This is a genomic window from Microbacterium cucumeris, from assembly GCF_058349845.2.
The window spans coordinates 1,320,123-1,333,223 of the sequence record NZ_JBYRIZ020000001.1 but is presented as its reverse complement, the minus strand read 5'-3'; the positions used below and the strand labels follow the sequence as shown (position 1 = coordinate 1,333,223).

Annotated in this window: 12 protein-coding genes; 8 read left to right on the top strand and 4 right to left on the bottom strand. The window is 69.1% G+C overall.

Going from position 1 to position 13,101, the window contains the following annotated elements:
• Positions 1-44: 44 nt before the first annotated feature.
• Complete coding sequence (locus AC3RXZ_RS06575; protein ID WP_243224507.1) at positions 45-731, bottom strand: LysE/ArgO family amino acid transporter; 687 nt, start codon at positions 729-731, stop codon at positions 45-47.
• Between the two features lie 70 nt (positions 732-801).
• Here AC3RXZ_RS06575 and AC3RXZ_RS06570 point away from each other — a divergent pair, with 70 nt between their 5' ends.
• Positions 802-1,695 (top strand): LysR family transcriptional regulator ArgP, encoded by an 894-nt coding sequence (locus AC3RXZ_RS06570; protein ID WP_243224508.1) that lies wholly within the window; start codon positions 802-804, stop codon positions 1,693-1,695.
• A 4-nt stretch (positions 1,696-1,699) separates the two neighbouring features.
• Here AC3RXZ_RS06570 and AC3RXZ_RS06565 read toward each other — a convergent pair whose 3' ends face one another.
• Together AC3RXZ_RS06565 and AC3RXZ_RS06560 are read right to left on the bottom strand one after the other, a co-directional pair.
• Positions 1,700-2,377, bottom strand: coding sequence for a YqaJ viral recombinase family protein (locus tag AC3RXZ_RS06565; protein WP_243224509.1), 678 nt, complete (start codon positions 2,375-2,377; stop codon positions 1,700-1,702).
• A gap of 52 nt (positions 2,378-2,429) precedes the next feature.
• Complete coding sequence (locus tag AC3RXZ_RS06560; protein WP_491493483.1) at positions 2,430-3,812, bottom strand: glucose-6-phosphate dehydrogenase; 1,383 nt, start codon at positions 3,810-3,812, stop codon at positions 2,430-2,432.
• A 77-nt stretch (positions 3,813-3,889) separates the two neighbouring features.
• On the opposite strand from AC3RXZ_RS06560, the gene AC3RXZ_RS06555 reads away from it, so the two are divergent.
• The 3 genes from AC3RXZ_RS06555 (at position 3,890) to rplL (ending at position 6,832) form a co-directional block, all read left to right on the top strand.
• On the top strand, positions 3,890-5,680 hold the full coding sequence (locus tag AC3RXZ_RS06555; protein WP_491493482.1) for a glycoside hydrolase family 15 protein: 1,791 nt from the start codon (positions 3,890-3,892) through the stop codon (positions 5,678-5,680).
• Between the two features lie 228 nt (positions 5,681-5,908).
• The gene (gene rplJ, locus AC3RXZ_RS06550; RefSeq protein ID WP_243224512.1) at positions 5,909-6,397 is read left to right on the top strand and encodes a 50S ribosomal protein L10; all 489 of its coding nucleotides are present in this window, start codon (positions 5,909-5,911) and stop codon (positions 6,395-6,397) included.
• Between the two features lie 51 nt (positions 6,398-6,448).
• Complete coding sequence (gene rplL, locus AC3RXZ_RS06545) at positions 6,449-6,832, top strand: 50S ribosomal protein L7/L12 (protein ID WP_243224513.1); 384 nt, start codon at positions 6,449-6,451, stop codon at positions 6,830-6,832.
• A 66-nt stretch (positions 6,833-6,898) separates the two neighbouring features.
• On the opposite strand, the gene AC3RXZ_RS06540 is transcribed toward rplL, so the two are convergent.
• Complete coding sequence (locus AC3RXZ_RS06540) at positions 6,899-7,897, bottom strand: LacI family DNA-binding transcriptional regulator (protein WP_243224514.1); 999 nt, start codon at positions 7,895-7,897, stop codon at positions 6,899-6,901.
• Positions 7,898-8,164: 267 nt separating this feature from the next.
• Here AC3RXZ_RS06540 and AC3RXZ_RS06535 point away from each other — a divergent pair, with 267 nt between their 5' ends.
• The 4 genes from AC3RXZ_RS06535 (at position 8,165) to AC3RXZ_RS06520 (ending at position 12,902) form a co-directional block, all read left to right on the top strand.
• The gene (locus AC3RXZ_RS06535; protein WP_243224515.1) at positions 8,165-9,484 is read left to right on the top strand and encodes an ABC transporter substrate-binding protein; all 1,320 of its coding nucleotides are present in this window, start codon (positions 8,165-8,167) and stop codon (positions 9,482-9,484) included.
• A 108-nt stretch (positions 9,485-9,592) separates the two neighbouring features.
• Complete coding sequence (locus tag AC3RXZ_RS06530; RefSeq protein WP_243224516.1) at positions 9,593-10,732, top strand: carbohydrate ABC transporter permease; 1,140 nt, start codon at positions 9,593-9,595, stop codon at positions 10,730-10,732.
• A complete protein-coding gene (locus AC3RXZ_RS06525) occupies positions 10,729-11,685 on the top strand; it encodes a carbohydrate ABC transporter permease (RefSeq protein WP_243224517.1) in 957 nt (318 codons plus the stop codon). The genes AC3RXZ_RS06530 and AC3RXZ_RS06525 overlap by 4 nt, the downstream gene beginning before the upstream one ends.
• 62 nt (positions 11,686-11,747) lie before the next feature.
• Positions 11,748-12,902 (top strand): cystathionine gamma-synthase, encoded by a 1,155-nt coding sequence (locus AC3RXZ_RS06520; protein WP_491493481.1) that lies wholly within the window; start codon positions 11,748-11,750, stop codon positions 12,900-12,902.
• Positions 12,903-13,101 lie beyond the last annotated feature (199 nt).

Here is a 13,101-nt window from a genome sequence, read left to right as displayed (position 1 = left end):
GAGGCCACCCAGAGCTGGGTGGCCTCTTTCGCGTTAACGGCCGTTCAGCCCACGACCGTGGGCATCACGAGGCTCACCGCGATGCCGATCATGACGACGGCGATGAGCGCATCCAGGACGCGCCAGGCGCGGGGTGTGCTGAGCCAGCGGCCCAGGTAACGGGCACCGAATCCCAGCGCGGTGAACCAGACGGCGCTCGCCACGATCGCGCCGCAGGCGAAGAGCCAGCGTGCGTCGCCGTGGGTCGCGGCGATCGAGCCGAGCATCAGGACGGTGTCCAGATAGACGTGCGGGTTGAGCCAGGTGAGGGCGAGGACGGTGAGCACGACCGGCGCGAGAGCGGTGCGCTGCGTCATGCGAACGGTTCCGCCGGTCGAGATCGTTTCGGGCGTCTCCTGCTCGGCGGCGGATCCCGCGCCGGTGGCTTCCGCGGTTTCCAGACCCTGACCCGTGCCGCGCCACGCGCGCCCGGCGGCGAGCAGGCCGTAGCCGAGCAGGAACACCGCGCCGAGCCAGCGTGCGGCGTCGACCAGCCAGGGCACGGACTCGAGCACATATCCGAGCCCCGCGACGCCGGCGACGATCAGCGCGGCGTCGGAGATCGCGCACACGAGGACGACCGGCAGAACGTGCTCACGACGGATGCCCTGCCGAAGGACGAAGACATTCTGCGCCCCGATGGCGACGATGAGCGAGAGTCCGAGCCCGAGGCCCGCGAGGAACGAGATCATGCACCCACGCTACGTACGGGCCTTCATTAGGTACAGCGAAGAGATCTAACCGCGCATTAGGCTGGTTTATGTGCAGGCGAGGATCCCTCTGGACGCCGCGGTCACGGTCGCGGCCATCGTCGACGGCGGGAGCCTCGACCAGGCTGCTCGGGCGCTGAACATCACGCCCTCGGCGGTGAGTCAGCGGCTGAAGGCTCTCGAAGAGCAGCTGGGACGCGTGCTCATCGTCCGCGGACGTCCCGCTCGGCCCACCTCGGCGGGCGAGGCCATCGTCCGGCTCGCACGGCAGCTCGCCCTCCTCGAGCACGATGCGCTGTCGGGCTTCGGTCTCGACGATGCCGAGGACGCCCGGGTGTCCGTTCCTCTGGCGGTGAACGCCGACTCGATGGCGACGTGGTTCCTGTCGCCTCTCGCGCGTCTGGCCGAGCGCCACGGCATCGACTTCGACCTGCATCGTGACGACCAGAACTTCACCGCACGGCTCCTGGAGGCAGGCACCGTGATGGCGGCCGTCACCTCGGAGGACAACCCGGTGGCCGGCTGCACCGTGACCGCTCTGGGCGTGCTGAGCTATCGCGCGATGGCCACGCCGGCGTTCATCTCCCGCTGGTTCCCTGACGGGGTGAACCGGACGACGCTCCGCCGTGCGCCCTTCGTGGACTTCGACCGGCGTGACTCGCTGCAGCACGCTTGGCTGGCGTCTCAGGGTGTCGACGAGCACGGGGTTCCCCGGCATTACGTCCCCGCATCGCACGACTATGCGCAGGCGGTGCGGCTCGGCCTGGGGTGGGGGATGGTGCCGTCACTGCAGGCCGAGGAACCCGGGACGCCGGGCCTCGAGCACCTCGGCGGCCGGACCGTGCGCGTGCCGCTGTACTGGCAGCAATGGAATCTGCGCTCGGAACTGCTCGACGCGATCGCCGCGGAGATCGCGGTCGAGGCGCGGCAGGTGCTCGAGCGCTGAGGGATCAGTCCGACAGAGCGAGCGCGCGGAACATGTCACGCTCGCGCAGCGCGTCACGGCGGGTGTCGGCGGGGGCGATGCGGGACGGCGGGCGCTGGCCTGTCGTGCGATGGTAGAGCTCGTCGATCAGCCGGGTCGCCATGTGGACGAGTCGGCCGATCTCCTTGTCATCGCGGTCGATCCACACGCATCGCGGCTCGTCGTGGACGGGGCGGAACTGATCGTGCTCCTCCCAGACGAACAGCGTGCGCTCGGCGCCGAGCACATGCTGCTGCCACCAGACCTGACGAAGATATGTGCGCGGGATGGATCGCCAGTCCTTGTTGGTGGTTTTGATCTCGGCCAGCGTCACGCGCCCCGCCGCGTCCTGGGTGATCCCGTCCGGGGTCGCGAGATGGCGGTGCTCCAGCTCGGCACGGAACAGAGCGGAGGACGGCTGGATGCCGTGCGTGGCCGCGACCCAGGCGGCGATCTCCGGCTCGCGCCTGCGCCCGTGGTCGGTGAAGGCGTTGCCGCCGAAGCGCGCCCCGCCGCCGAGCTTCGCATCCGCGGCGCGGGTGATCGACTTCTCGCCGGACAGACCTGCGACGTCGGTCGCGGTGATGCCCCGGGCCCTGGCGCGAAGCCAGGCGACGCGGTCGCGGGAGTCCGCGATGATGCGCGCTTGGAGTTCCGGAGTCACCCTTCGACCATAACCCCGATGGCGGACGCCGTCCGCCCGACGCACCGTCCGGTCAGCGGGACGACGCCCAGTCGGCGGGTCCCGCGGACCCGGCCTGGTAGTCCTCCAGCGGCACGTCACCGCGCTCCCAGACTGCAGCGATCGGCTCGAGGATCCGCCAGCACTGCTCCGCAGCGTCTCCCCGGACGGCGAGCATGGGGTCGCCGTCCAGGATGCTGGAGAGGACCTCCGCATAGGCGCGCAGCGCCCCTTCGCCGAGCTCGGCCGACAGCGTCGTCCGTTCGAGCTCGAGAGGATCATCGGCCCCGTTCACGTTGATCTCGAGGTCCATCCGATCGGGCCCGAGCCAGAACCGCAGCACGGCACCGTCGGCGGAGCCTGTGAAACCGGAGGGCAGGTGCCGCACGGGTCGGAAACGGACCTCGACGACCTGGCGCGGTTCGCCGATCGCCTTGCCCGAGCGCAGCGTGAACGGCACCCCCGCCCAGCGGGAGTTGCGCACCTCGAAGGTCGCCTCGGCCAGCGTCTCGGTGCGGCGTTCGCGGTCGACGCCCAGTTCGTCCACGTAGTCCGGCATCGTGACGTCGCCCACCCGACCGGCCGTGTACCGCGCACGACGGGACGAGGAGAGAGGATCATCGCCCCACACGTGCGTGGCGCGCAGGACCGCGGTCGTGGACTCGCGGAAGTCGATCTCGTTCAGGGCGGCCGGCTCCTCCATGGCGAGGACGGCGAGCACCTGAAGCAGATGACTCTGGATCATGTCGTCCATCGCGCCGGCGTGGTCGTAGTAGCCGGCGCGGCCCTCGAGGCCGAGTCGCTCGTCGTACACGATCTCCACGGACTCGATGTCCTCGGCGGACCACACGGGGGCGAGGAGACGGTTCGCGAAGCGGGCGCCCAGGAGGTTCAGCGTGGTCGACCGGCCGAGGAAGTGGTCGACGCGGAAGATCTGCCGTTCGGGCACCAGCCTCGCCAGCGTCGCGTTGAGCTCGGCAGCGCTGCGCTGATCCGTGCCGAAGGGCTTCTCGAGCACCAGCAACGTGCCGGCCGGGAGGTCGTCGGGATCCAGCGCCGCGCACGCGGCCGCGGCCACCGACGGCGGCACCGCGAAGTAGAGGGCCGAATTCGCCGGGATCGCTGCGAGGAGCTCGCGGACCTGGTCGGGGTTCATCAGGTCGCACTGCCGGTAGGCGATCGCCGTGCGGTCCACGGCGGGCGCGGCATCCGTGGTCGAGAACGACGAGGAGACGACGTCGCGGAGCCGTTCGTCCGACCAGTCCTCGCGATCCGCGCCGATCAAGGACACGCGCCGGGACGACTCGCGCTGGAGCAGCTGACCCAGCGCGGGAAGCAGCAGGCGGGCGCTCAGGTCTCCGCAGACGCCGAAGACGACCAGTGTCGTCGCATCCCCCTGAGCGGCCTCGTGCTGCATGCTGTCACCGTAGACGTCCGGTCCCGGCTCCGCCACCCCGTTGCCGGGCTGGTACCCGCGTGCCACAATCGTGCCCCATGCCGGCTCCGATCGAAGACTATGCCCTGCTCAGCGACTGCCGGACGGCCGCGCTCGTCTCGAAGGACGGCAGCGTCGACTGGTTGTGCCTCCCGCGGTTCGACTCCGCTTCGGTGTTCGGCGCACTGCTCGGTGAACCGACGCACGGATGCTGGAGCCTTCGACCGTCGGCGGGCGAGGCGCGCGTGACACGGCGGTATCTGCCGGACACCTTCATCCTCGTCAGCCGCTGGGAGACGCCGGACGGCGTGGCCGAGGTGCACGAGTTCCTCTCGATCGACGAGGAGCAGACGCACCTCGTGCGACGCGTGGTGGGCGTGTCCGGCGCCGTCGACATGGACACCGAGCTGCGGCTGCACTTCGACTATGCGCGGGCGCTTCCGTGGGTGCGTCAGATCGGGACGGAGACGGAGCCGGCGCTCTGGGCCACCGCCGGTCCCGATGCCGTGGTCGTGCGCGGTGAGAGGTTCCAGGCGAGCGACCATGCCCACGTCGGCGCGTTCACGATCGCTCAGGGGGAGATCCGCGACCTGGTCCTCAGCTGGTTCCCCTCCTCGGAGCCCGTGCCGGAGCCGCTGGACGTCGAGCGGGCGATCGCCGGGACCAGGTCGTGGTGGCAGGGGTGGGCGAGCGGGATCCGTCACGAGGGGGAGCACCGCGACGCCGTCACGCGTTCGCTGCTCGCGCTCCGCGCTCTGACGCACCGCGACACCGGCGGCATCGTCGCGGCGGCGACGACGTCCCTGCCCGAGGACTTCGGCGGATCGCGCAACTGGGACTACCGCTACGTCTGGCTGCGGGACGCCGCGCTGACGCTCGAGGTGCTCATCACGCACGGATTCCTCCTGGAGGCGGAGCACTGGCGGCGCTGGCTGCTGCGCGCGGTCGCGGGCGAGCCGCAGGAGGTGCAGATCATGTACGGGATCGCCGGCGAGCGGGACCTGCCGGAGCGGGAACTCGCCTCCTTCCCGGGGTACGGCGGCGCCGCTCCCGTGCGCATCGGCAACGGGGCGGTGTCCCAGTATCAGGCCGACGTGATCGGCGAGGTCCTCGTCGCGCTCGAGGCCGCGCGGCTCGCGGGCCTGGAGGAGACCGAGTTCTCCTGGCCGCTGCAGAGGGCGCTCATCGAGCGGGTGATCGCCGGGGCCGGGCAGCCGGACAACGGCATCTGGGAGATCCGGGGGGTGCCGCGCTGGTTCACGCATTCCCGGGCGATGATGTGGGCGGCGCTCGACCGCGGAGTCCGGGCCGTGCGCGAACACGGCCTCGCCGGAGACGCCGATCGGTGGGCGGACATGCGAGACGGCCTCCGCGCGGAGATCGAGGAGCGCGGAGTGCACCCCGACGGGTACTTCGTGCAGCACTACGACACGGACGAGGTCGACGCATCGCTGCTCGTGCTGCCGCAGGTCGGCTTCTGCGCCGCGGACGACGAACGGATGCTGCGCACCGTGGCGCGGATGGAGCAGACGCTCCTGCGCGACGGGCTGCTGCTGCGCTACCGGGCATCGACCGGTGTCGACGGGCTTCCCGGGGACGAGCATCCGTTCCTGGCCTGCGGCTTCTGGCTGGTCGAGCAGTACGCCGCCAGCGGGCGGGCCGCGGATGCCGAGGCGCTCATGGACAGACTGTGCGCCCTCGCCAGCGACGTGGGCCTGCTGTCCGAGGAGTTCGACGTCGACGCGCACCGCCAGGCCGGGAACACCCCGCAGGCGCTCTCGCACCTCGCGCTCGTCCGCGCCGCGGACGCCCTCGCGGGGCACCCGGGACGGGCGGCCGATCGGCACTGAGCCCGATTTGCCGGGGGTGGCGCGGGTCGGGTAGCATGGACCCAACCGAAGACCGCTGGTCATCGCCGTGCGCGAGCGCGACGATCGAAGCACTGCATCGCAGGGGCCCGCGCAGGTGACACGAACTCTTCAGCTCCGTGCGCTTGCGCCGGAGCTTTTCTGTTGCCGTGAAGGTCGAGGTCGGCGCCCCACCACCGTGAGGTGCCTCGTACACATCAAGGAGTGACCATGGCACAGAAGGATGCAACGGTCGCCGAGCTCACGAAGTCTTTCGAGAACTCGAGCGCCGTCCTGCTGACCGAGTACCGCGGTCTGACGGTCGCCCAGCTCAAGGAGCTGCGCAACAGCATCCGTCAGAACGCCGAGTACGCCGTGGTGAAGAACACGCTGACCAAGATCGCCGCGAACAACGCGGGGATCTCGGACCTGGACGACGACCTCAAGGGTCCGTCGGCCGTCGCTTTCGTGCACGGTGACTTCGTCGCCACCGCGAAGGCTCTGCGCGACTTCGCCAAGGCCAACCCGCTTCTCGTGATCAAGTCGGGCGTCTTCGAGGGCAACGTCCTCACCGCCGACGAGGTCAACAAGTACGCCTCGCTCGAGAGCCGTGAGGTTCTGCTGGCGAAGGCTGCGGGCATGATGAAGGCGACGATGGGCAAGGCCGCCGCCACCATCGACGCGCTTCGCGAAAAGCTGGAGACCGCCGAGGCCGCGTGAGCGACCGGCGATCTTTTTCCCACACAACCCCATCAATCTAGGAGATACATCATGGCTAAGCTCACCACTGAGGAGCTGCTCGAGCAGTTCGCCGGCCTGACCCTCATCGAGCTCAACGAGTTCGTCAAGGCGTTCGAGGAGAAGTTCGAGGTCACCGCCGCTGCCCCCGTCGCCGTCGCAGGCGCTGCCGGCGGTGCCGGCGAGGCCGCTGCCGAGGAGGAGAAGGACTCGTTCGACGTCATCCTCGAGGCTGCCGGCGACAAGAAGATCCAGGTCATCAAGACGGTCCGCGAGCTCACCTCGCTGGGCCTCGGCGAGGCCAAGGCCGTCGTCGACGGTGCTCCGAAGGCCGTCCTCGAGGGCGCCAACAAGGAGACCGCCGACAAGGCGAAGGCCGCTCTGGAAGAGGCCGGCGCGACGGTCACCCTCAAGTAATCACCGCGTCTGACGCTCGAAAGGCCCCGGGTCCGCCCGGGGCCTTTCTGCGTCCTTGAGGCCCGATCAGGATGCCGGGGACACGGTCGAGCTGCGCATCACCAGGGCGGACGGCGCGGCGACGTGCTCGATCGCGGCATCCGGATCCTCCAGTCGAGCGAGCAGCAGCCGGACAGCTTGGGCGCCCTGATCGCGCGGTCGCTGCCGGATGGTCGTGAGCGCGAACATCTCGGCGTCGCGATGGTCGTCGATGCCGATCACGCTCAGCTGGGCCGGGACGGCGATGCCGAGCCGGCGGGCGGCGATGATCGCCCCGATCGCGGCCTCGTCGCAGACCCCGACGACGGCGGTGGGGCGCGTGCGCCGGTCGCTCAGCAGGTCTGCGGCGGCCGCGTAGCCGCTCGACATCGTGGACTCGGCGAAGGCGACCCGGATGCGGGCTCCGGCGGCCGACATCGCCTCGCGATACCCGGCCAGGCGCCTCTCGTCGCCGACACCGCCGTCGCCGTGCTCGCCGGTTCCGACGAAGGCGATGTCGGTGTGGCCGAGATCCAGCAGGTGCTCGGTCGCGATGCGCGCGGCGCTCGTGTCATCGATCGAGACCGCGCTCGCGCCCTCGCTGTAGGGGCCGACGCCGACCACGGGGCGGTCGAGGCGGAGCAGGCGGTCGAGCTCCTGAGCGCTGGGCTGGATGCCGGCCGCGATGAGACCGTCGAAGCGTCGTCGGGGGAGGACCTCGGCGAACACGCGCTCCCTGGTGCGGCTCCCCTCGCGGAGGTCGTACAGCGCGAGATCGAGATCGGCCGCGAGCAGTTCGTCCTGGATGCCGGCGACCAGTTCGGTGAAGAACCAGCGGTCGAGCGTCGGCACGATCACGGCGACGGTCCCCGTGCGCCCGGTCGCGAGGCTCGTCGCGGAGGAGTGCGCGACGTAGGACAGCTCGGCGGCGGCGTCGACCACGCGCTGCCTCGTCGATGCGGAGACGTAACCGCGTCCGCTGAGTGCACGGCTGGCCGTCGCCTTGGACACCCCGGCGCGCGCCGCGACATCCGCGATGGTGCTCATGCGTCCTCCTCGACACCGCGCGCGTCGGCGCGCACGGTGTCGAGGATAGCCCTGCGCGAGATGAAACGGAACCGGTTCCACACGAATTCCAAGGGAGCGCTCCCATGGGACGGATCGCGGCGCGGCAAAAGGTTGTGCGGTTGTGATGATTCCCCATTGTGCCCGGCACGGTGGGCCAAGTAGGTTGGCCTGGAATCGGTTCCCGATTCGGTCGCGTTCGCCGCGATCGATTCCGCTGGGGACGTGAACTCGAGGAGGAGAAATCACATGGCTCTTTCGCAGCGCAGAAGGCTGATCCTGCCGCTCGCCCTGATCGGTGCGACGGGGATCGCCCTGGCGGGGTGCGGTGCTCCCGGCGCCCCGAACGGCGGCGGCGGAGGCGGGGACGTCGAAGGCGAGACCGTCACCATCTACGGCACGATCGTGGATGCCGAGGCCGAACTGCTTCAGGAGTCCTGGGCGGACTTCGAGGAGGAGACCGGCATCGACATCAAGTACGAAGGCAGCCAGGACTTCGAGACGCAGCTCGGAACGCGTGCGCAGGGCGGCAACCCGCCCGACATCGCGATCTTCCCGCAGCCGGGTCTGTTCGCCGACTTCGCGTCGCGCGACTTCCTCGTTCCTGCTCCCGAGGCTGTCGCCGAGAACGCCAACGAGTACTGGTCCGAGGACTGGGTGAACTACGGCACGGTGGACGGCACGTTCTACGGTGCGCCGCTCATGGCCAGCGTCAAGGGCTGGATCTGGTATTCGCCCACGAAGTTCGCCGAGTGGGGCGTCGAGGTTCCGACCACGCTCGCCGAGCTCAACGAGCTGACCGCGACGATCCAGTCGACGACGGGCACGCCGCCGTGGTGCGCGGGTTTCGAGTCCGGCACGGCGACCGGATGGCCTGGAACGGACTGGATCGAGGACTACGTGCTCCGTCAGTCCGGCACCGAGGTCTACGACCAGTGGGCGGCGGGTGAGGTGCCCTTCACCGATCCGCAGATCAAGTCCGCGTTCGACGCGGTCGGCGAGATCCTGCTCAACCCCGACTACGTCAACGCCGGGTTCGGCGACGTCCGCTCGATCAACTCGACGGCGTTCGGTGACGTGGCACCGGCGCTCGCGAGCGGCGAATGCGCGCTGACGCACCAGGCCTCGTTCCTCTCCGGCTTCTACCCCGAGGGGACGAACGTCGCCGAGGACGGCGACGTGTGGGCGTTCATCCTCCCCGGCGAGGCCGAGGGCGAGACGACCGTGACCGGCGGCGGCGAGATCGTCGGCGCGTTCAGCGACTCCGAGGCGACGCAGCAGGTGCTCGAGTACCTGTCGAGCCCCGAGTGGGCGAACTCGCGGGTGAGCCTGGGCGGTGTCGTGTCGGCCAACAGCGGCCTCGACCCGGCGAACGCCCAGGATCCGATCCTCCAGGAGACCGTCAAGATCCTGCAGGACCCGGAGACGACGTTCCGCTTCGACGCGAGCGACCTGATGCCCGGTGCGGTGGGCGCCGGAACGTTCTGGAAGGGCATGGTCGACTGGGTCAACGGCACCGCGACCGACGACGTGCTCACGCAGATCGAGACCGGCTGGCCGAGCGAATAGTCGGCAGCGACGGGCCGCCCCCGCTCCGGCGGAGGCGGCCCGTCCCGCACTCCGATGCGCGCATCGTGGCGCGCATCGCTCCACTCCGCGTCATGAAAAGGGGACTGCGTGAACGCGACAATGTTCTTCGACTGGATCAGCGCGATGCCGCCGGTCCTGCAGGCCGTGGTGGTGGTGATCGCCTTCGCCGTCGTGGTGGCGCTCATCCTGCTGCTGGTCGACATCGCGCCGCGACGGGGCGCGATCTACACCTGGATCCGCCTGGCGATGTGCCTTCTCATCCCGCTGGCGGTGATGTGGTTCTTCAACTCCTGGTACTGGGCGATGGGCGTCGCCGTCGCCGTGGGAGCGCTGTTCTTCTTCCTCGACTACCGATCCCGTGACGGAGCGGGGTACCTGATCCAGCTGGTCGCCTTCATGGCGCCCGCCATGCTGCTCCTGCTCGTGGGGCTCATCCTCCCGTCCATCCAGACCGTGTACGCGTCGTTCTGGAACTCGACGGGCAACGACTTCATCGGCTTCGCGAACTACATCTGGATCTTCACGCAGTCCGACGGGATCACGGCCGTGGTGAACACGATCGTGTGGGTGCTGATCGTGCCGGTCGTCTCGACGCTGGTCGGTCTCGCCTACGCCGTGTTCATCGACCGGACCCGCGGCGAGAAGATCTACAAGGTTCTCGTGTTCATGCCGATGGCGATCTCGTTCGTCGGTGCCAGCATCATCTGGCGGTTCATGTACGAGTACCGCGGTCCCCAGTACGACCAGATCGGTCTGCTCAACCAGATCGTCGTCTGGCTCGGAGGACAACCGCAGCAGTGGCTGCTGAACGAGCCGTGGAACAACCTGTTCCTCATCGTCGTGCTCATCTGGGTGCAGACCGGATTCGCGATGGTCGTGCTGTCCGCGTCGATCAAGGGAGTCCCGGCCGAACTGCTCGAGGCCGCCGAGCTCGACGGTGCCAATGCGTGGCAGCGGTTCTGGTCGGTCACGGTCCCGTCGATCCGTCCGGCGCTCATCGTGGTGCTCACGACGATCTCGATCGCCTCGCTGAAGGTCTTCGACATCGTCCGCACTATGACCGCCGGAAACTACGGCACCAGCGTGCTCGCGAACGAGATGTACACGCAGTTCTCGAAGTTCGAGGCGGGGCGCAGCGCGGCCCTGTCCGTGATCCTGTTCATCCTGGTGCTGCCGATCGTCATCTACAACGCGCGCCAGATCAAGAAGCAGCGGGAGATCCGATGAGCGACACCGTCAAGCTCGACCCCTCGAGCACCCGCGCGATCACGACGGGCGGGAAGTTCGAAGCATCCGCCGCGCGCACGCGCAAGCGGCTGAGCAGGCCCTGGGCCACCGTCGCCTCGATCGTCATCGCGGTCCTGTGGACCATCCCGACGCTCGGGCTGTTCATCTCCTCGTTCCGCCCGCGGGACGACATCAACACGACCGGGTGGTGGACGATCTTCGCCGACCCCCAGTTCACGCTGGAGAACTACGTCGAGGTGCTGCAGTCGGGTACGACCCAGCTGACGATCCTGCAGTCCTTCGTCAACTCCATCGCGATCACGATCCCCGCGACGCTGATCCCCCTCATGATCGCGGCCATGGCGGCCTACGCGTTCGCGTGGATCGACTTCAAGGGACGCAACGCGCTGTTCGTGTTCGTGTTCGCGCTGCAGATCGTTCCGATCCAGATGGCGCTGGTCCCGCTGCTCACCTCGTTCTCGCGCGGCATCAACCTCTTCGGGGTGCAGGTGACCGAGTCGATCGACGCATCGCAGGGATACGCGCAGGTCTGGATCGCGCACACCATGTTCGCGCTGCCACTGGCGATCTACCTGCTGCACAACTTCATGTCCGAGATCCCCTCGGAGATCATCGAGGCCGCCAGGGTGGACGGGGCGTCCCGCGGACAGATCTTCTTCCGCGTCGTGCTCCCGCTGACGATGCCGGCGATCGCCTCGGTGGCGATCTTCCAGTTCCTGTGGGTGTGGAACGACCTGCTCGTGGCGCTGGTGTTCGCCGACGGACCGGCAGCGCCGATCACCAAGGTGCTCGCCGAGATCACCGGACGCGGCGAGGGGTGGTACCTGCTCACGGCCGGGGCGTTCGTGTCGATCATCATCCCGCTGATCGTCTTCTTCGCCCTGCAGCGCTACTTCGTGCGCGGCCTGCTGGCCGGCTCGACGAAGGGCTGATCGCCTGTCGCGGGACGTAACAGGCGCGGGTGACGAGGGAGCATCGGACGTAGGCTGAGGCCATGTCCGAGCACTCCTTCGCCACCCGCGCCATCCACGCAGGGCAAGCGCCCGATCCGCAGACCGGCGCGATCATCCCGCCGATCTACCAGGCCTCCACGCACGTCCAGGACGGCATCGGCGGATTCCGGGGCGGTTATGAGTACAACCGCGCGGGGAACCCGACCCGCAGCTCCCTGGAGACCCAGCTGGCGGCACTCGAGGGCGGCTCGGCAGCGCTGTCCTTCGCATCCGGTCTCGCCGCCGAGGACGCCCTGCTGCGCGGCATCCTGAAGCCCGGCGACCACGTCGTGCTCGGCAACGACGTGTACGGCGGCACGTACCGCCTGCTCACCAGGGTGCTCGCACCGTGGGGCATCGAGACGTCCACCGTGGCGCTCGAGGACGCCGACGCGATCCGCGCGGCGATCCGCCCCGAGACGCGGATCGTGTGGCTCGAGACGCCGAGCAACCCGCTGCTGAAGATCGTGGACATCGCCGTCATCGCCGAGATCGCGCACGCCGCCGGCGCCGTCGTCGTCGTGGACAACACCTTCGCCTCGCCGGCGCTGCAGCAGCCCCTGGCGCTCGGTGCCGACCTCGTGGTTCACTCGACGACGAAGTACCTCGGCGGTCACTCGGACGTGCTCGGCGGGGCGATCGTGTTCGGTGACGACCGCCATTACGAGCCGATCGCCTTCCAGCAGTTCGCCGTCGGAGCCGTCTCGGCTCCCCTGGACGCGTGGCTCACGACGCGCGGCATCAAGACGCTCGCCGTGCGCGTGCGCCAGCACAGCGAGAACGCGCAGGCCATCGCCGAATGGGCGGCGGAGCGGCCGGAGTTCGAGACCGTCTTCTACCCCGGACTCGCGACCCACCCCGGTCACGACGTCGCCGCACGACAGATGAGCGGATTCGGAGGCATGCTGTCGCTCGCGCTGAGCGCAGGACCCGAGGCCGCGCGGGCGTTCGCCGAGAGCACCCGGCTGTTCCAGCTCGCGGAGTCGCTCGGCGGCGTGGAGTCGCTGATCGGTTACCCGCCGGAGATGACGCATGCGTCCGTGCGGGGCACGGCGCTCGCCGTCCCCGAGAACGTGGTCCGGCTGTCCGTCGGCATCGAGGACGTGCGCGACCTCATCGCCGATCTGGAGCAGGGCCTGGAGCGCGTCGCCGGCTGAACCCGATCCCGAGGTCCGGAGGGCAGGGGAGTAGCATGGTCGGATCGACGTTCTCGAATCGATTCGAACCCCGCGCCCCGGAAAGCTCTCTTGACCGACTCATCCCGCCACGACATCCCTACGACTGACACGAACTCCGACACGCCACAGCCTCCGGCATCCGACCGCACACCCAGCGGGACGATCCGGACCATCACCG

Coding starts and splice junctions, on each gene's coding strand:
- AC3RXZ_RS06575 (WP_243224507.1), bottom strand. CDS start 731: ATGATCTCGTTCCTCGCGGGCCTCGGGCTCGGACTCTCGCTCATCGTC.
- AC3RXZ_RS06525 (WP_243224517.1), top strand. CDS start 10,729: ATGAGCGACACCGTCAAGCTCGACCCCTCGAGCACCCGCGCGATCACG.
- rplL (WP_243224513.1), top strand. CDS start 6,449: ATGGCTAAGCTCACCACTGAGGAGCTGCTCGAGCAGTTCGCCGGCCTG.
- AC3RXZ_RS06560 (WP_491493483.1), bottom strand. CDS start 3,812: ATGCAGCACGAGGCCGCTCAGGGGGATGCGACGACACTGGTCGTCTTC.
- AC3RXZ_RS06520 (WP_491493481.1), top strand. CDS start 11,748: ATGTCCGAGCACTCCTTCGCCACCCGCGCCATCCACGCAGGGCAAGCG.
- AC3RXZ_RS06535 (WP_243224515.1), top strand. CDS start 8,165: ATGGCTCTTTCGCAGCGCAGAAGGCTGATCCTGCCGCTCGCCCTGATC.
- rplJ (WP_243224512.1), top strand. CDS start 5,909: ATGGCACAGAAGGATGCAACGGTCGCCGAGCTCACGAAGTCTTTCGAG.
- AC3RXZ_RS06555 (WP_491493482.1), top strand. CDS start 3,890: ATGCCGGCTCCGATCGAAGACTATGCCCTGCTCAGCGACTGCCGGACG.
- AC3RXZ_RS06540 (WP_243224514.1), bottom strand. CDS start 7,897: ATGAGCACCATCGCGGATGTCGCGGCGCGCGCCGGGGTGTCCAAGGCG.